This window comes from Winogradskyella wandonensis (assembly GCF_004346845.1).
Taxonomy (GTDB): domain Bacteria; phylum Bacteroidota; class Bacteroidia; order Flavobacteriales; family Flavobacteriaceae; genus Winogradskyella; species Winogradskyella wandonensis.
This window is the reverse complement of sequence record NZ_SMGI01000001.1, coordinates 939,524-956,777: the sequence shown is the minus strand read 5'-3', so window position 1 is coordinate 956,777 and position 17,254 is coordinate 939,524. Positions and strand designations below refer to the sequence as shown.

The 17,254-nt window shown below is 34.0% G+C and carries 17 protein-coding genes; 8 read left to right on the top strand and 9 right to left on the bottom strand.

What is annotated here, in order from left to right; genetic code table 11:
• The first annotated feature begins 25 nt into the window (after positions 1 to 25).
• A complete protein-coding gene (locus tag DFQ05_RS04405; protein ID WP_132703944.1) occupies positions 26 to 1,483 on the top strand; it encodes an oligosaccharide flippase family protein in 1,458 nt (485 codons plus the stop codon).
• A gap of 62 nt (positions 1,484 to 1,545) precedes the next feature.
• On the opposite strand, the gene DFQ05_RS04400 is transcribed toward DFQ05_RS04405, so the two are convergent.
• Entirely contained in the window at positions 1,546 to 2,823 is a 1,278-nt protein-coding gene (locus DFQ05_RS04400) for a hypothetical protein (protein ID WP_132703942.1), read from the bottom strand.
• Positions 2,824 to 2,966: 143 nt separating this feature from the next.
• Entirely contained in the window at positions 2,967 to 3,674 is a 708-nt protein-coding gene (locus DFQ05_RS04395) for a hypothetical protein (RefSeq protein ID WP_132703940.1), read from the bottom strand.
• Between the two features lie 249 nt (positions 3,675 to 3,923).
• Here DFQ05_RS04395 and DFQ05_RS04390 point away from each other — a divergent pair, with 249 nt between their 5' ends.
• Positions 3,924 to 4,988, top strand: a complete 1,065-nt coding sequence (locus tag DFQ05_RS04390; RefSeq protein WP_132703938.1) for a DUF3667 domain-containing protein — start codon at positions 3,924 to 3,926, stop codon at positions 4,986 to 4,988.
• Here the strand turns inward: DFQ05_RS04390 and aroB are convergent.
• Complete coding sequence (gene aroB, locus DFQ05_RS04385) at positions 4,985 to 6,058, bottom strand: 3-dehydroquinate synthase (RefSeq protein ID WP_132703936.1); 1,074 nt, start codon at positions 6,056 to 6,058, stop codon at positions 4,985 to 4,987. The genes DFQ05_RS04390 and aroB overlap by 4 nt on opposite strands.
• A 90-nt stretch (positions 6,059 to 6,148) precedes the next feature.
• Between aroB and DFQ05_RS04380 the strand changes: the two genes are divergently transcribed.
• Positions 6,149 to 7,321, top strand: a complete 1,173-nt coding sequence (locus tag DFQ05_RS04380; RefSeq protein ID WP_132703934.1) for a proline dehydrogenase family protein — start codon at positions 6,149 to 6,151, stop codon at positions 7,319 to 7,321.
• On the opposite strand, the gene DFQ05_RS04375 is transcribed toward DFQ05_RS04380, so the two are convergent.
• From DFQ05_RS04375 to porX, 6 genes are all read right to left on the bottom strand, one after another.
• On the bottom strand, positions 7,318 to 7,692 hold the full coding sequence (locus DFQ05_RS04375) for a DUF4258 domain-containing protein (RefSeq protein WP_132703932.1): 375 nt from the start codon (positions 7,690 to 7,692) through the stop codon (positions 7,318 to 7,320). The genes DFQ05_RS04380 and DFQ05_RS04375 overlap by 4 nt on opposite strands.
• Positions 7,693 to 7,777: 85 nt before the next feature.
• Positions 7,778 to 8,977: an alanine dehydrogenase gene (locus DFQ05_RS04370; protein ID WP_132703930.1), complete on the bottom strand. Its 1,200-nt coding sequence runs from the start codon at positions 8,975 to 8,977 to the stop codon at positions 7,778 to 7,780.
• A 65-nt stretch (positions 8,978 to 9,042) separates the two neighbouring features.
• The gene (locus DFQ05_RS04365) at positions 9,043 to 9,579 is read right to left on the bottom strand and encodes a hypothetical protein (protein ID WP_241974206.1); all 537 of its coding nucleotides are present in this window, start codon (positions 9,577 to 9,579) and stop codon (positions 9,043 to 9,045) included.
• Positions 9,542 to 9,685 carry a hypothetical protein gene (locus tag DFQ05_RS13660; protein WP_199221957.1) on the bottom strand — a complete coding sequence of 48 codons (144 nt, stop codon included), beginning with the start codon at positions 9,683 to 9,685 and terminating at the stop codon, positions 9,542 to 9,544. The genes DFQ05_RS04365 and DFQ05_RS13660 overlap by 38 nt, the downstream gene beginning before the upstream one ends.
• A gap of 157 nt (positions 9,686 to 9,842) precedes the next feature.
• Positions 9,843 to 10,298: a tRNA (adenosine(37)-N6)-threonylcarbamoyltransferase complex ATPase subunit type 1 TsaE gene (gene tsaE, locus DFQ05_RS04360; RefSeq protein WP_132703928.1), complete on the bottom strand. Its 456-nt coding sequence runs from the start codon at positions 10,296 to 10,298 to the stop codon at positions 9,843 to 9,845.
• 99 nt (positions 10,299 to 10,397) lie between these two features.
• Entirely contained in the window at positions 10,398 to 11,951 is a 1,554-nt protein-coding gene (gene porX / locus DFQ05_RS04355; protein WP_132703926.1) for a T9SS response regulator signal transducer PorX, read from the bottom strand.
• A gap of 35 nt (positions 11,952 to 11,986) precedes the next feature.
• Here porX and DFQ05_RS04350 point away from each other — a divergent pair, with 35 nt between their 5' ends.
• The 5 genes from DFQ05_RS04350 to efp all read left to right on the top strand — a co-directional run bounded on the left by DFQ05_RS04350 (position 11,987) and on the right by efp (position 17,184).
• A complete protein-coding gene (locus tag DFQ05_RS04350) occupies positions 11,987 to 13,213 on the top strand; it encodes an HD domain-containing protein (protein WP_132703924.1) in 1,227 nt (408 codons plus the stop codon).
• Between the two features lie 48 nt (positions 13,214 to 13,261).
• Positions 13,262 to 14,290 (top strand): UDP-3-O-(3-hydroxymyristoyl)glucosamine N-acyltransferase, encoded by a 1,029-nt coding sequence (gene lpxD, locus DFQ05_RS04345; RefSeq protein WP_132703922.1) that lies wholly within the window; start codon positions 13,262 to 13,264, stop codon positions 14,288 to 14,290.
• Entirely contained in the window at positions 14,277 to 15,683 is a 1,407-nt protein-coding gene (locus tag DFQ05_RS04340) for a bifunctional UDP-3-O-[3-hydroxymyristoyl] N-acetylglucosamine deacetylase/3-hydroxyacyl-ACP dehydratase (RefSeq protein ID WP_132703920.1), read from the top strand. Before lpxD ends, DFQ05_RS04340 begins: the two co-directional genes overlap by 14 nt.
• Positions 15,684 to 15,771: 88 nt before the next feature.
• Positions 15,772 to 16,557: an acyl-ACP--UDP-N-acetylglucosamine O-acyltransferase gene (gene lpxA, locus DFQ05_RS04335; protein WP_132703918.1), complete on the top strand. Its 786-nt coding sequence runs from the start codon at positions 15,772 to 15,774 to the stop codon at positions 16,555 to 16,557.
• Between the two features lie 60 nt (positions 16,558 to 16,617).
• On the top strand, positions 16,618 to 17,184 hold the full coding sequence (gene efp / locus DFQ05_RS04330) for an elongation factor P (RefSeq protein WP_132703916.1): 567 nt from the start codon (positions 16,618 to 16,620) through the stop codon (positions 17,182 to 17,184).
• The last annotated feature ends 70 nt before the right edge of the window (positions 17,185 to 17,254 follow it).

Genomic DNA, 17,254 nt, shown 5'->3' with positions numbered 1-17,254 from the left:
AGTCTAAAAAACTTAAAATTAATTCATGGGAATAGTTATTAATCAATCGTTAAAAAATACCTTTACGACTTATGTCGGTTTTGGTGTAGGAGCGATTAATACGCTTTTTTTGTATACTAATTTTTTGTCCGATGCGTACTATGGTTTAGTTGCTTTTATATTGTCTTCAGCCAATATCATGTTGCCCTTTATGGCTTTTGGCGTGCAAAATGCGTTAATAAAATTCTATTCAACATTTAAAACTAAGAACAGTCTCAATAGTTTTCTTACGCTAATGCTTCTTTTGCCATTGATAGTAATAGTTCCAACAGCAATAGCAGGTTTAGTAGGATATGACGTAATAGCTTCTTTATTATCGAAAAAAAATCTTTTAGTTTATGATTATGTATGGCACATCTTTTTTACTGCGATTGCCATGGCCTATTTCGAAGTTTTTTTCTCGTGGTCCAAAGTGAGACTTAAGACCGTGTTTGGAAATATCATGAGAGAGGTTTTTCATCGTGTTTGTATCATGATTTTATTATTTGGTGTTTACTTAGATTTTATATCTGTAAACACATTTATTTCTTCTGTTGTAGGCGTCTATGTTCTAAGGATGCTAATAATGAAGATTTATGCCTTTAGTTTACATTTACCAGTAATTAGTTTTAAAAGATTAGAAAGTCAATCTTCTATTTTAAAGTATAGTTTTTTAATAATTATAGCAGGTTCTATTGCTATGATTATTTTAGATTTAGACAAGTTTATGATAGGTCAATATCTTGCGATTGAAAATGTGGCCTATTATAGTGTTGCCATTTTTATTGCGACAGTAATTTCTGTACCACAGCGCTCTATGCATCAAATAATGATGCCACTTACAGCAAAGTTTCTAAATTCTGGAGAACGCGACGAACTTTTAAGTTTATATAAAAAAAGTTCTATTAATCTATTGGTAATTAGCGGTCTTATTTTTTTGCTTATTGTAGCAAACATCAATATGCTCTATGAAATTTTACCAGAACAATTTTCAGGTGGATTATTTGTCGTAATTACTATTAGCATGGCAAAATTATATGATAATATCCTAGGAAATAATAATGCGATACTATTTAATAGTGATTATTACAGAATGGTGTTGGTATTTGGGGTTTTATTGGCGCTTCTAGCCATTGTTTTTAACATGATTCTAATACCAAAGTACGGCATAGAAGGTTCTGCAATAGCTACATTTATGGCTGTGGTAATCTATAATTCCTTAAAAATAGGTTTTGTAAAACTTAAGTTCAATATGCAACCTTTTACATGGAAAACAGTTAAAACCGTTGCTATTTTAGTAGCTATGTCATTTAGTTTCTATTATTTTGAATTTGGGTTTCACCCATTGATAAACATAATTTTAAAATCATTTATAGTAGTACTAGTCTATGTGTTTATTGTCTATAGATTGCAAATATCAGACGACATAAATTTTCAAGTAAAAAAGTATTTACGTTTCAAATAAAAAATCCCGCAAGCTTTTAATTTAACTTGCAGGATTTTCAACTTAACCAATCAAAAAAATTATTATCCTCTTCGTCTAGATTTTGAACCAGAACGTGACGCTTTAGAATTTCTACTAGAACTAGGTTTTGTAGTTACTGAGCGCGATTTTCTTGTGTTTTGAGACACCGTTCTTTCCTGTCGCTTAGGAGCTGTTCTAACTGACTTATTACTCCTTGACGAGTTTGACCTAGTGACAGATGAAGCATTAGACCTCTGTGTTCTATTCGATGCAACATTTGCTCTTTTAGAATTTCTAGACATGCCAACACTTGTGTTTCTGTTAGACCTACTATTTACAGTAGAACGATTTGACCTATTAGAGCGCTGTTTTGTCGTTGCCCTCTGAGTTCTACTAGATGAACCTCTTATATTTTCATTTCTTGCAGAACGATTCTCTACAGTACCACTATTATTACTTCTATTAGTACGAGTTCTATTTGCATTAGTATTTCTGGTAGTTCTGTTGCCATCTATAGTAGCATTACCTCTTCTGCTAGAATTTGTATTAGAAGCTAGTCTAGTACTTCTGCTTCTTGTTATCGCCTCGTTACGCTCCTGTACACGTCTTCCGATACTTCGTTCTCTAGAATTTCTAGGAGATTGTGCATAACGTCTATAATAATTATCATTAGAGCGTCTTCCAAAGGCGTTACCTCGACGACCATTTACATTAACATATCTTACATTATTTCTATAAGGTCTGTACCAAACATTTCTTATTGGTGTATAGAATTGTCTATAAGGTCTTGTGTTAACGATACATAGATTAACAGCAGGTACTGCATAGAATCTATGCCATGGTCTATAAATATAGCCTCTATTGTAGACGTTAATAAAGCCTGTGTAGTGAGAGAATACATTACCGCGGTAAAAGATATTAAGTCCTCCGATACGTCTTACACGTCCAAAACCATTATAATCTATAAATACGTTGCCAATTTGATTGACCCTTCCAAAAAAGTCATAGAATATAGGTGTATTTTCTATTTGAATAACAGCACCAAAGCTATCGTACTGCACATAAGGATTATAATTATATCCTGTATTAAAACTAAATGCAAAGTTTCTATTCTGAATTCCAAAATTTACGTTTGGACCAAAAGCCTGTGCATAAAAGTCAAACTGCCCATCTGGGAAGACAGAAAATTCGATGCCGTCTTCAACAAATATGAAAGAATTGCCATAACCTCTCACAAATGTATTTAAAGAAGACTCTGCTTCTGTAGTTGCGTTGGTTGTTGCGTAAGATGTGTTTGCTATAAGTAAAACACTTGCCAATAAAAATAGTATCCTTTTCATAATGTTTGGGTTTTAAAGTTAAACTCATCTAGATAATACCAAACAGCGTGCCAAACTCCAAAAAGCCTTATTTATAAAGTGTTTTGAAAGGAAAAGCCCAAAAGCTATTAACTTTTGGGCTTTGCTAAGTATAGAGATTATGTTTAATCGTCTCTTAATTGTTTTTGTAATTTTTTATGCTTCTTTACAGTACCGTTTTTACGATAATAGTAAAAATCATCGTTGTCATCAAAATCATAATTATCATCCCAATCATGGTTTACAGGAAAGTGATTATCAAAGTGATTGGCTTGACATCCTGAGATACCACAAAAGCCACATCCTTGATTACTAAAATTTACAAATCCTGTAGTTCGGATTAATCGACCTCTTCTATTGTAGTGTAATTTTAAATTACCTACTTGAGACAACTGTCCAAATTTATATCTCATATATACAGTTCCTGCACGCTTTATGCGTCCTTGTCTGTCGTAGTTAATAAACACGTTTCCAATTCTTCTAACACGACCTAAATAATCGTGAGTAACTCTAACACCTCGAGCTCCAAAATGTCTAGATTGGGTTCCTGGAGCACCGGATGCTCTGTTAATTCGACCTCTTCTATTTCTGTAGAAATTGTTTCCTAATGCTGAATTTCCTAGGAAATCGGTGTTAAAATCAAAGCTTCCATCAGCAAAGATTAAAAACTCTACACCACGCTCTACAAACAAAATAGGTTGTGCATAACGATAGCGCGATGTAAGGTCTAAATCTTTTTCTAATGTTGCATATCCTTTCTCTTTAGAAGATGCCACTGCTACAGTTGTTAATCCAATTAACACAGCTGTAAGAAGTAATTTTACTGTTTTCATAATAAAAAATTTAGATGTTGCCTACTCATTTTTAGCTTTTCGGCTTACGCTATTTGTTAAGATAAAACCAATTAATGTGCCATAAATGTAAAATATTGGTGTATAGACTATTGCGAGTTAAAATGATGTCCTTCAATTAGATTAATTTGTGGACTGAAGTAACTTTTTTCAGTTTTATTCTTCGTATCTGTAAGTATTAATAGTCTTGACTATAGAATTTTGTAAATTTAGCATAGCTAACTATCAATCATGAGTAACAATCCAATCAATTGTCAAAATTGTGAAAAATCTATTGTAGGTGAATTTAGATTTTGCCCAAACTGCGGTCAAAAAACGAATGATGAACTTACTTTAGGGGTTTTATTTTACAATACCATAAGTAATTACTTATCTTTCGATGCCAAGTTTCTCCGCAGTTTTGCGCCTTTAATGTTTAAACCCGGTTATTTAGCAAAGGCTTTTGTACAAGGTAAGCGCTCGCGTTACTTGCATCCTGGAAATATGTATTTATTTGTTTCGGTGATTTTCTTTTTTCTGTTTTCGTTTGTAATTAATGATTGGAGCAAAGACGCGGACGAACTTAATAAGCGAATTGCAGAAGCCGATGTTGTAGAGAATAGCGAGTCACAACGTAAACGAGATTCAATCAATAATATTAAAGTATTAAACGCTTTAAAGCGAAACCAAAATTTAATTGGAATGTCTGATGAAGAGTTAGCACGTACTGACTCAATAATGCGTTCGCAGAAATTGGGAGGTATTAAAACGTCTTGGGGTTTTAATAAATCTAAGGTAGATTCTCTTGTTAATGTTGGCGCACCAGAAGACGTAATTTACAAAGAAATGGGTATGTCGGAGGATGCAGGCTACTTTGAGCGACAAATTTATAAGGGTAGTTTAAATATTGCTAAAGGAAGTGGTTTTGGTAAAATTATAAAACGAATGTTTGATGCTGTTCCCGTAGCAATGTTTATACTCTTACCACTTTTTGCATTATTATTAAAGCTATTTTATTTTAGGCGCGGACGCTACTCTTACCACTTGGTGTTTAGCTTTTATTTTTTTTCATTTTTATTTACTGTATTCGCAATGTTATTGGGCATTGGAAGAATATTCCCAGCCTTTCCGGCCTGGATTAGTTGGCTTATTGTTTTCTCGACGTTTTTATATTTTTATTTAGCCTTGTTTCATTTTTATCAACGGCATTGGTTTACTACATTGCTTAAAAGTGGCGTTATTACGTTTATCTTTTTACTCACAATTATACCAACAGCCTTTGGGATTTTATTTGTTTTTGGGTTGGCCAATGCTTAGAGCGATTTATAATATTCAAACGCCTCAAGAATAAGTTCGTTTGGTACTTCGCAATCTCGTTTTGCCTTACCGATAGATTCTAATAAAACAAATTTAACCTTGCCATGACTGTTTTTTTTGTCGTGTTTCATTAAATCGATAATATTCTCGTAATCCTTATCTTCAAAATTAGTCTTAGAAAATGTTTTTAGTATTCCCGCGGAGATATCATCGAGCTCGGGGGATTTTAATTTACAAATTTTAGTAGATAAGTAACTTTCTAGTATCATACCAATAGCAATAGCTTCGCCATGAAGTAATTGTGTTTTCTCTTCGTTATCTAAAAAATAGCTTTCTATAGCATGTCCGAGTGTATGACCAAAATTTAAAATTTTTCGTAATCCTTTTTCTGTAGGATCTTCGGTAACAATCTTGTTTTTAATTATTACAGAATCGTAAATCAGTTTATCGAGGTCGCTAATGTCTAAATCTTCAAGATGCGTTAGCGTGTACCAGTAGGTCGCATCAAAAATTAGCCCATGCTTTAACATTTCGGCAAAACCCGATACCATCTGATTTTGGGGCAGTGTACCTAAAAAAGACGTATCAATAAGTACCATTTCGCCCTCACTAATTACACCTACCTGATTTTTTAAAACACCCAAATCAACACCAGTTTTTCCGCCTACAGAAGCATCTACCATTGCTAAAAGTGATGTGGGTACATTGATATACGAAATTCCACGCATATACGTACTTGCCACAAAACCACCTAAATCTGTTACCACACCGCCACCGAGATTTATTAAAAGGCTTTTTCGGTCTGCACCATATTGCGACATAGCTTCCCAAACGCCAACACAAATATCAATAGATTTATGGTCTTCGCCTTCTGGCATTTCCATAACTTCTGTTTGAATAACGCCTGATTCTAAGTTTGACATAAACTGCGGCAAGCAAAAATCGTGGGTGTTCGTATCTACTAAAACAAATATTTTAGACGGATTTTCTCGCTTTATATAGGCGTTTAATTCCGAATAGACCTTAGAATTAAAATGAACAACTGCAGTTTTGGTAGCAATAGATTGCATAAATAGATAGGTTTAATTTTGAAGTGAAAATAGGGTGTTTTTTCAAAAAATTAGGAATGTTATATTTATTTTTGTGAAAAATGTTATGAAATGACCAACAACGCCCTTTTTAACAATACCGAAGTTGCTTTTTCTCTAAAATCAGATTCGGAATTAGAACGTGCTTATTTCTTATTCAAAATGATTTCTAAGGAGCCTTTAGTGCGCATAGGTACTGCGGTTACAAAGTTTGCATTAAACGCTAGTTTGCCGGTAGAAGGTTTAATTAGGTCTACCGTTTTTGATCATTTCTGTGGTGGTGTTAACGAGGAAGATTGCCTTCCTGTAATTGATAAAATGTACACAAAAGGCGTTAGTTCTGTATTAGATTATTCTGTTGAGGGTAAAGCTTCCGAAGCTCAGTTCGATGATGCCTTAGAAAAGATTTTAAAAATAATTAGGTTTTGTGAAGAGCGAGAGGCTATGCCAATCGTTGTTTTTAAGCCAACAGGATTTGGTCGTTTTTATCTGTATGAGAAAAAATCTGAAGGATTACGTTTATCCATAGAAGAGGAAGAAGAGTGGAACCGAATTGTAACACGTTTTCATAAAGTCTGTAAAATGGCGAAGGAAAAAGATGTAGAAGTCTTAATCGATGGTGAGGAGAGTTGGATGCAAAGCGCTGCGGATGATTTGGTTGAAGACATGATGCGCCATTACAATACAGAGAAAGCAATTGTGTATAACACCTTACAGTTGTATCGTTGGGATAGGCTAGATTATCTAAAAGCCTTACATCAACGTGCAAAAAAAGAGGGCTTTAAAATAGGAATGAAGATTGTTCGCGGTGCTTATATGGAAAAAGAACGAGAGCGCGCCGAGACCTTGGGCTATAAGTCGCCCATTTGCGAAACTAAGGCCATTACAGACCAGAATTTTAATGACGGATTACAATATATTTTAGAAAATAATACGGACATATCCATATTCATCGGAACTCATAACGAGAAAAGCTGCTATTTAGCTATGGATTTAATGAACCAATTGCATATTTCTAAGTCCGATAATAATGTTTGGTTTGGTCAACTTTATGGTATGAGCGACCATATCAGTTTTAATTTAGCGGAGCAAGGTTATAATGTAGCGAAATATTTACCCTTTGGTCCTGTAAAAGATGTTATGCCTTATTTAATTAGGCGTGCAGAGGAAAATACGTCTGTTGCAGGACAAACTAACAGAGAACTAGAGCTTATAAAAACTGAAAGAAAACGCCGAAAAGTTTAGCTTTTAATTTTAAAATCTAAAATTGTAGCAGCTTCAACACAATTTTTAACTTTTAAGGTGACGTCACGATTTTTATAGGTATTGTTTATTTTGTAGGTTTTACACGGTTTTGATTTAGTGTCGCTTTCTGAAAAGTCCACACTCCCATATTTTATGAGTTCTCTTACTGTAGACGTGTCAATAGCATTTTGGGTTATAGCTGTTAGGGCGTCTTCACTATAATTAAACGTCTTTAGTGTAATATTTTTTACGGTTCGTGCATTAGGTCCATAATCGCAAGACGCCTCTTTTCCGTTTAAAAAGAAAAGTAGGATTACAATTCCAATAGATAATCCACCTAAATAATAACCAAGTCGGTGTATAAATTTCATAATAATTAATACTGTAAGACTGTTGCACTGAGCGCCAGACTTGATGCTAGTCAGGCAGTCGAAGTGTATAAGTTTAACAATACATCTAAAAAATTAATAAATTGGCATCATTAAAGTCTAGACCAAACCAATCGGCAACTGACTTATTAGTTAAGATTCCGTGGTAAAAATACAACCCATTTCGTAAACCTTTATCAAATCGTAAGGTATTTTCTATACCACCATTCTCACCAATTTGGAGTAAATAAGGCGTAAATATATTACTTATTGAAACCGAGGCTGTTCTAGAGTATCTAGCTGGTATATTTGGTACACAATAATGGATAACGCCATTATATTCAAATGTAGGTTTATCGTGAGATGTTACCTCGCTAGTTTCAAAACATCCACCCATATCTATGCTTACATCAATGACAACGGCTCCAGATTTCATATGGTCAACCATAGATTTTGTAACAACGATAGGTGAGCGGTTACTTCCTCTAACAGCACCAATAGCCACATCACAACGCTTTAATGCTTTTAATACGTTTTTGGGTTGCATGGTAGATGTGTAAACGGTTTGTTTAAGATTAGATTGTAAACAGCGTAGTTTTGTTATAGAATTATCAAATACCTTAATATTTGCGCCCAAACCAATTGCAGAGCGTGCAGCAAATTCTCCAACGGTTCCTGCACCCAGAATAACAATTTCTGTTGGAGGTACACCATTAATGTTACCAAACATTAATCCATTACCACCATTGGCATTAGACAATAATTCAGATGCAATAAGAACTGAAGCTGTCCCAGCTATTTCGCTTAAAGAACGTACCGCAGGATATGCACCGTCCTCGTCTTTTATAAATTCAAAACCAAAAGCAGTTATTCTTTTTTCGGCAAGTGCTTTAAAATAATTCTTTGATTGGGTTTTTAACTGTAATGCAGAGATAAGTATTGTTTGGGGATTAATAAGCTTAATTTCGTCAATAGATGGCGGTTCTACTTTTAGCAAAATGGGGCAGGAGAATACCTTAGCAGTATCTTTTGTAACTTCTGCACCAGCTTCACTGTAATCTTTGTCTTTAAAGTTAGCGCCTTTACCAGCTTCGGACTCAACCATCACACGATGACCGTTCGCAGTTAGTGCGGATACAGCATCTGGAGTTAAGCATACGCGTTTTTCTTGAAATGAGGTTTCTTTTGGTATACCTATAAAAAGTTCACCTTTCTTCTTGTAAATCTCTAAGGTTTCTTCTTGCGGAAGTAATTGGGCCTTGGTAAAAGGCGATAGCGATTTGCTCATGTATTGAGTTAATTTGTTTTGTAACTCAAATTACAAATAAATTATATAATGCTGATTATCTAATACTAAAAATACTGCTTTATTTTTCCCCAAAGTGTTTTTGGTTTAATCATAAATTCTGCCTCTAGCTCTTCCATAGACTTATCGGCGTAATTAATCTTGTTAAATATTTTTGCTCTAATTAAATAAATTGAAGGAACTATAATAGCCATGATAGGTACTAAATATAAAAGCTGGAATTGATCAAGGTAATTTAACTCATCATTAAAGAAGGAGAAAATTTGAAATGTATACATAGTGATAGGTACTAGAATAGCGTGATACCACCAATGACGACAAGTGAAAAACCATATGACTAAAAACAAAAGTGGTAACAATTTACCTGTTAATATCCACATTGCAAGATTAGCATCTCCCCATGATCTACTATTGTATGAAAATAAAAAAGTGTCCCAATGTTGAGAACTTGGAACACTTTCATGTAAATAAAATAAATAAGGTGATAATGCTATTATCGTAGCAAGAATACTACCAACAATATAACCTCTTTTATCTGTTGAATTTTTAACCCATTGTTGGTTTTTTAAATTTCTTTCTTTCAATTTCTGACTTTGCTTGTCCATCTAAATCAATGATATTTGTTGCTTCAGCTGTGAACAACATACCACCGAAAATAGCAATAGCTAAGATTAGTTTTTTACTTTTCATAATTCAAGGGATTTAATTAATTAATTACTATCCAAAAGTAAGGCTGCGAAGCTCCTTTTTTAAAATCAATTAATGTTAAAGTCCAATGAATTTTAGTATTTTAATTACGGAAAAACCGTAATACTAAAACTAATTTGGTGGTAATTTGTACGTTATGTTAGCTGTTGTATTGCATGTTTTCGGTTAAATTATTAGTCTTTAGGGTTAATTTGAGGGCTCTTTCTGTTGGATTAAGTATGTTTATGTCTATAACACAAGCATCTTTAGGAAGTAGTTCTTCTACACGTTCTGCCCATTCGATAAATATCCAATGGTTAGTTTCAAAATAATCTTCAATTCCTATACTATACGCTTCTTCAATCGATTCTAGCCTGTAGAAATCGAAATGAAAAATTTTATCATTGTCTAAGCTGTATTCATTTACTATAGAGAAAGTAGGGCTGCTAACATCGTCCGTACTTCCCAATTGTTTTGCAATGGTTTTTATAAGCGTTGTTTTTCCTGCGCCCATATTTCCATTAAAGCGTACAACTTTAGATGTAAGTGATGAGAGTACAACCTTAGCAGCGTTTTCTATTTCTTCTAAATGATATGTAATGCTTTGATTTTTCAAGTTTTATACTTAAAAATTTCCATGGACAATATTACATATAATTCATCAAAAAACCTAGAGAAAAGTGTATTTCGTCGGATTTTTATGCTTTACATAGACTTACTTAGGGTCTAAAACTACGAAAGGAATTATCATTTCTTCTAAGGAAACACCGCCATGCTGGTAGGTATTTCGGTAATAGCTTACGTAATGGTTAAAGTTGTTAGGATAGGCTAAAAACAAATCGTTTTTTGCAAATATAAACGAGCTGCTCATGGTAATAGATGGTAGATGTATCGATTTTGGGTCTTTTATAGCCAAAACATCTTTATCGTTATAAGTTAAGCTACGACCTGTTTTGTATCTTAAATTTAGGCTGGTATCTCTATCGCCAATTACTTTTGTCGGAGCAGAAACATTTATAGTCCCATGGTCTGTTGTTAATATAAGCTTGAATCCTAGTTGTTGTGCTTGTTGAATCATCTCTAATAACGGTGAATTTTTAAACCAGCTTTGTGTTAAAGACCTATAGGCTTTGTCATTAGATGCTAGTTCCTTTACAACCTCCATTTCGGTTTTAGAATGGGATAACATATCTACAAAATTGTAAACAACAACGCTTAAATCGTTGTTTTTTAAACTCTTAAAATTTTCAACTAACTTTTTTCCCGATTTTAAACTCGTGATTTTATGATACTCATAGCTAATATGGCTTAGTCCTAATCGCTTTAACTGCTCTCTTAGAAAATCTTCTTCATGTAGATTTTTACCGCCTTCATCAGTATCGTTTTTCCAATACTGCGGGAACAATTTTTCCATATCAGCAGGCATCAATCCAGAAAATATGGCATTTCTAGCATATTGTGTAGCAGTAGGCAAAATACTGTAAAATGATATTTCTGAGGATTTCTTATAATAATTATTTACAATAGGCTCGAAAGCGCGCCATTGGTCATATCTTAAATTATCTATAACTACCATAAGCGTAGGTTGCTTATCACTCAATTCTGGCACAACTTTTTCTCTGAATAAATTATGAGACATTAAAGGCGCATCGGTATTGGGCTGAAACCAATTTGTATAGTTTTTCTCTATAAATTTCCCAAACTGTGTATTGGCTTCATTTTTCTGAGATTCTAATATATCTGTCATGCCAATATCTTCAATATTTTCTAACTCAAGCTCCCAATAAATTAGCTTTTGGTATAATTCAGCCCATTCTTCGTAAGTATTAACCATAGATAAATCCATGGCTATTTTTCTAAATTCTTGTTGATAGTTCGATGTTGTTTTTTCTGAAATTAATCGCGAATGGTCTAAATTTTTCTTTAAGCTTAGTAATATCTGATTAGGATTTACAGGCTTAATAAGATAATCGGCGATTTTACTGCCAATGGCTTCCTCCATAATATATTCTTCTTCACTTTTGGTAATCATTACCACAGGAAGATTTGGGCGACGTTCCTTAAGCTCGGTCAATGTTTCTAAACCAGTAAGACCTGGCATATTCTCGTCTAAAAAAACAATATCAAAGTTGGTGTCATTAATAACCTCTAAGGCTTCTGTACCGCTTTGACATGTAGAAACATTGTAATTTTTGCTTTCTAAGAATAAAATATGAGGCTTAAGTAAGTCAATTTCGTCATCTACCCAAAGAATATTTATAGTGTTCATGTATATTTGTTTTCTGGTTAATAAATTATAGTCATTTGTCAAATAATAAGCTAAAAATATTTAACGACCCAATTTACGGTTTTATTACAATCCCAAATACGCTTGTTTTTGATTTAATTGAGCATAAATACTTCCAAAGACTACGCCGAATTAGTCAAATGGGTATGTCTTATTTAGTGTATCCTGGTGCACATCACACGCGTTTTCATCATGCTATTGGTAGCATGTATTTAATGCAAAAAGCTGTCAATGTACTTCGTTTTAAGGGTGTTAGAATTTCAGAGGATGAAGAAACAGCACTTTATATTGCCATTTTATTGCATGATATTGGTCATGGGCCGTTCTCTCATGCTATGGAGCATAGCATTGTTAATGGTATTTCTCACGAAGAAATTTCGCTTCGTTTTATGGAAAAGCTCAATGACGATTTTAACGGAAGTTTAACCTTAGCCATTCAAATTTTTAAAGGAGACTATCATCGACAGTTTATGTGTCAGCTTATTTCTAGTCAGTTAGATATGGATAGAGCTGATTATTTAAAACGAGATAGTTTTTATACCGGAGTCGCCGAAGGTAACATTAATAGCGAACGATTAATAACTATGCTTAACGTGGTCGATGACAATATTGTTATCGAAGAAAAGGGCATTTACAGCGTCGAGAAGTTTTTAATTTCTAGGCGATTTATGTATTGGCAAGTTTATCTTCATAAAACTGGTTTAGTTGCAGAACAACTATTAACAAGAGTTCTTAGAAGAGCTAAAGAGTTGGTAGAAAACGGAGAAAAACTAGAAGCAAGCAAGCCGTTAACCTATTTCTTAGAAAACAACGTTGACCTCCAAAGTTTTAATGATTCACATCTTGATATTTTTTCGCAATTAGACGATTATGATATTGTTTCTGCTATGAAGGCGTGGCAACATCATGACGACTTCGTTTTAAAGAATCTATGCGATATTATTATAAATAGAGATTTATTAAAGGTGAAATTGAAGAATAATGCCATAAAATCTTCAGTTTTAAAGCTACATAAAGAGGCATTAATGAAAGAATACAACATCTCTGAAGAAGAGGCTAGTTATTTTGTATTTAGTGGCCAAGTTTCTAATAGAGCTTACAATCCTAAGCAACAGCAAATTAAAATTTTACTTAAAACAGGTAAGGTAAAAGATATTGTTAAAGCATCAGACCATCTTAACCTAAAGGCTCTTAGTAAACCAATGACAAAATATTATATATGCTATCCTAAAAACAAATTGTAAGACATTTTTTCTATTTTTGCGAGAACAACCAAAGATTAAACAAATCACTTGAAATTTACAGCAGAACAAATTGCAGGCATTTTAGACGGAACCATAGTTGGTAATCCTAATGCTGAAGTGTCTCAATTAGCTAAAATAGAAGAAGGTACAGAAGGTACACTAACGTTTTTAGCAAATCCAAAATATAAGCCCTACATCTATTCGACTAAGGCATCTATAACCATTGTTAATGCGGACTTTGTTCCAGACGAGGAGCTTTCAACTACGCTTATAAAGGTAGAAGATGCTTACAAGGCATTTACCAAGCTTTTAGAATATTACAATCAAATAAAATTAAACAAGACTGGCGTAGAGCAGCCATCTTTTGTTTCAGATTCGGCAACAATAGGAGAGAACCATTACATTGGTGCGTTCTCTTATATAGGTAATAATGTAGTAATTGGCGATAATGTTAAAATATTTCCAAACTCATACATTGGCGATAATGTTACTTTAGGCGATAATAGCATTGTTTTTTCTGGTGGTAAAATATACTCAGAATGCATTATTGGAAAAAACTGTGTAATTAATTCTGGAGCAATTATTGGTGCCGATGGTTTTGGTTTCGCTCCAGATGAAAATGGCGAATACTCCAAAGTACCACAAATAGGAAACGTAATTCTCGAAGACAACGTTGATATTGGAGCAGGAACTACAATAGATAGAGCTACTTTAGGTTCTACAATTATAAGAAAGGGAGTTAAGTTAGATAACCAAATACAAATTGCACACAATGTAGAGATTGGTAAAAACACGGTGATTGCTGCACAAACAGGTATTGCTGGTTCTACTAAGATTGGCGAAAATTGTCAGATTGGAGGCCAAGTCGGAATTGTTGGCCATATTTCAATAGGAAACAACGTAAAAATACAAGCGCAATCAGGGATTGGTCGAAACATTAAAGATAACGAAGTGCTTCAAGGTTCTCCAGCACTAGGATACGGAGACTATAATAAGTCTTATGTTCACTTTAAAAATCTGCCAAAGATTGTAAAAAATATTAATGCTATAGAAAAAAAATTAGATGGCAATAATTAAAACAGACATCAAACAGAAAACTATAGAGAATGAGGTCAGTCTAGAAGGTGTAGGTCTTCATACTGGAGCCAATGTGACGTTAGTCTTTAAATCAGGAGCTCCTAATTCTGGTTTTGTTTTTCAACGTGTAGATTTAGAGGGAAATCCTAAAATCGAAGCAGATGCTAATTATGTAACCAGTACACAACGCGGTACGTGTTTAGAGAAGAATGGTGTTACAATTCAAACATGCGAACACGTTTTAGCCGCTTTAGTTGGCTTGGATATCGACAATGCAGTAATAGAATTAAATGCCTCAGAGCCACCAATTATGGATGGTTCGTCCAAGTTTTTTGTCGAAGCTTTAGAAAAGGCTGGGATTATCGAGCAAGACGCTTTACGTGAAGAATTTGTTGTAAAAGAAGTCGTATCTTATACAGACGAAGAATCAGGCAGTGAAGTTATTTTAATGCCTGCAGATAGCTATCAAGTGACCACCATGGTCGATTTTGGTACTAAGGTTTTAGGCACCCAAAATGCGACCTTAAATAAAATTTCAGAATTTAAAACTGAAATAGCAGATTCTAGAACATTTAGTTTCTTGCATGAATTAGAAATGTTATTAGAACATGGCTTAATAAAAGGCGGCGATTTAAATAACGCTATAGTTTATGTAGATAAGGAGTTGTCTCCTGAAACTATGGATAAATTAAGAGTGGCGTTTAATAAAGATAAGATTGCCGTTAAGCCAAATGGAATTTTAGACAATCTAACACTTCATCACCCTAACGAAGCAGCAAGACATAAATTATTGGACGTTATCGGAGATTTAGCTTTAATAGGCACAAGAATTAGAGGTAAAGTTATCGCCAATAAGCCAGGACACTTTGTAAACACACAATTTGCAAAGAAAATGTCTAAAATTATAAAAAATGAAAGACGCAATAACGTACCTCAAGTAGATTTGAATGCAACGCCGCTCATGGATGTTAATCAAATCATGGATATGCTTCCGCATAGACAACCTTTCTTGCTTATCGATAAGATTTTCGAACTGACAGAAAGTAGCGTTATTGGTATGAAAAATGTCACAATGAACGAGGAGTTCTTTAAAGGACATTTTCCTGGTGCGCCAGTAATGCCAGGTGTGCTAATAGTAGAAGCGATGGCTCAGACAGGAGGAATCTTGGTTTTGAGTACAGTACCTGACCCAGAGAACTATTTAACATTTTTCATGAAAATTGACAAAGTAAAGTTTAAGCAAAAAGTTATACCTGGCGATACTTTAATCTTTAAGTGTGATTTAATAACACCAATTAGACGAGGTATTTGCCACATGCAAGGCTATGCCTATGCCAATGGTAAATTATGTGCCGAAGCCGAGTTAATGGCGCAAATATCTAAAGTAAAATAAATGTACCTCACGAGTTTTAATGATAAACAACGTTGGTCAATAGGTGGATGCGTTTTCTCCTATTAATAAAAAATAAAATTTCAAGAAAATGAATCAACCTTTAGCTTACGTCCATCCTGGAGCAAAAATTGCTAAAAATGTAGTTATAGAGCCTTTTACAACCATACACAATAATGTGGTTATTGGCGAAGGTACATGGATAGGTAGCAACGTTACCATTATGGAAGGCGCTCGAATAGGTAAAAATTGTAACATTTTTCCAGGAGCAGTTATTTCTGCGGTACCTCAAGATTTAAAGTATAACGATGAAGAGACAACTGTAGAAATTGGTGATAATGTAACTATTAGAGAATGTGTAACTATAAATAGAGGTACGGCAGACCGCATGAAAACGGTTATTGGCAATAACTGTCTTATTATGGCATATTGCCACGTTGCTCACGATTGTATTGTTGGTAATAACTGTATTTTCTCTAATAATAGCACATTAGCAGGACATATTACAGTAGGCGATTATGTTATTCTAGCGGGTATGACAGCTGTGCATCAATTTTGTTCAATTGGTAATCATGCTTTTGTTACTGGCGGTTCTTTAGTAAGAAAAGATGTGCCTCCGTATGTAAAAGCTGCTAGAGAACCATTATCTTATGTTGGTATTAATTCTGTGGGGTTAAGACGTCGCGGATTTACAACAGAAAAAATTAGAGAAATACAGGACATATACAGAATCCTTTATCAAAAAAACTACAACAATTCTCAAGCATCCGACTTAATTGAGGCTGAGATGGAAGCTACTCCAGAACGTGACGAAATACTTCAGTTTATAAAGAATTCGCACAGAGGAATTATGAAAGGGTATTTTAAATCAAACTAAAAATAAAATCTCATTTAGGAGAAATAATAAATAAAATAGAAAAACGACTATACTATAATTATGGCAAGTACATCAGATATTAGAAACGGTTTATGCATTAAATATAATAACGACATTTATAAAATCATCGAGTTTTTACATGTAAAGCCAGGAAAAGGACCGGCTTTTGTTAGGACTAAATTAAAAAGTGTAACCACAGGAAAAGTTATTGATAACACATTTTCTGCGGGACATAAAATTGAAGATGTTAGAGTAGAAACTCACAAGTTTCAATATTTATACAATGATGGTGAATTTTATCATTTTATGAATGAGGCAGACTATACACAAATCCGATTATTAGAAAGTGCGTTAGATAGACCTGATTTAATGAAAGAAGGTGAAATTGTAACCATTCAGATTAACACAGAAGATAACATGCCGCTTTCGGTAGACATGCCTGCTACAGTAATTTTAGAAGTTACGCACACAGAGCCAGGCGTAAAAGGTAATACTGCAACTAACGCTACCAAACCTGCAACTGTAGAAACAGGAGCCACCGTAAACGTACCGCTTTTTATAAACGAAGGCGATAAAATTAAAATCGAAACTGAAAAGGGGACGTACAAAGAACGTATTAAAGACTAAGGAAGCCTACGCGATTAAATTATTCTTAAAGCATTCATAAGAGTGAGTGTTTTAATCGTTTAAGTTTCCA

Excerpts from the sequence above, each read along its gene's own strand:
- DFQ05_RS04405 (WP_132703944.1), top strand. The coding sequence starts at position 26 with ATGGGAATAGTTATTAATCAATCGTTAAAAAATACCTTTACGACTTAT.
- DFQ05_RS04400 (WP_132703942.1), bottom strand. The coding sequence starts at position 2,823 with ATGAAAAGGATACTATTTTTATTGGCAAGTGTTTTACTTATAGCAAAC.
- DFQ05_RS04395 (WP_132703940.1), bottom strand. The coding sequence starts at position 3,674 with ATGAAAACAGTAAAATTACTTCTTACAGCTGTGTTAATTGGATTAACA.
- DFQ05_RS04390 (WP_132703938.1), top strand. The coding sequence starts at position 3,924 with ATGAGTAACAATCCAATCAATTGTCAAAATTGTGAAAAATCTATTGTA.
- aroB (WP_132703936.1), bottom strand. The coding sequence starts at position 6,058 with ATGCAATCTATTGCTACCAAAACTGCAGTTGTTCATTTTAATTCTAAG.
- DFQ05_RS04380 (WP_132703934.1), top strand. The coding sequence starts at position 6,149 with ATGACCAACAACGCCCTTTTTAACAATACCGAAGTTGCTTTTTCTCTA.
- DFQ05_RS04375 (WP_132703932.1), bottom strand. The coding sequence starts at position 7,692 with ATGAAATTTATACACCGACTTGGTTATTATTTAGGTGGATTATCTATT.
- DFQ05_RS04370 (WP_132703930.1), bottom strand. The coding sequence starts at position 8,977 with ATGAGCAAATCGCTATCGCCTTTTACCAAGGCCCAATTACTTCCGCAA.
- DFQ05_RS13660 (WP_199221957.1), bottom strand. The coding sequence starts at position 9,685 with ATGAAAAGTAAAAAACTAATCTTAGCTATTGCTATTTTCGGTGGTATG.
- porX (WP_132703926.1), bottom strand. The coding sequence starts at position 11,951 with ATGAACACTATAAATATTCTTTGGGTAGATGACGAAATTGACTTACTT.
- DFQ05_RS04340 (WP_132703920.1), top strand. The coding sequence starts at position 14,277 with ATGGCAATAATTAAAACAGACATCAAACAGAAAACTATAGAGAATGAG.
- lpxA (WP_132703918.1), top strand. The coding sequence starts at position 15,772 with ATGAATCAACCTTTAGCTTACGTCCATCCTGGAGCAAAAATTGCTAAA.
- efp (WP_132703916.1), top strand. The coding sequence starts at position 16,618 with ATGGCAAGTACATCAGATATTAGAAACGGTTTATGCATTAAATATAAT.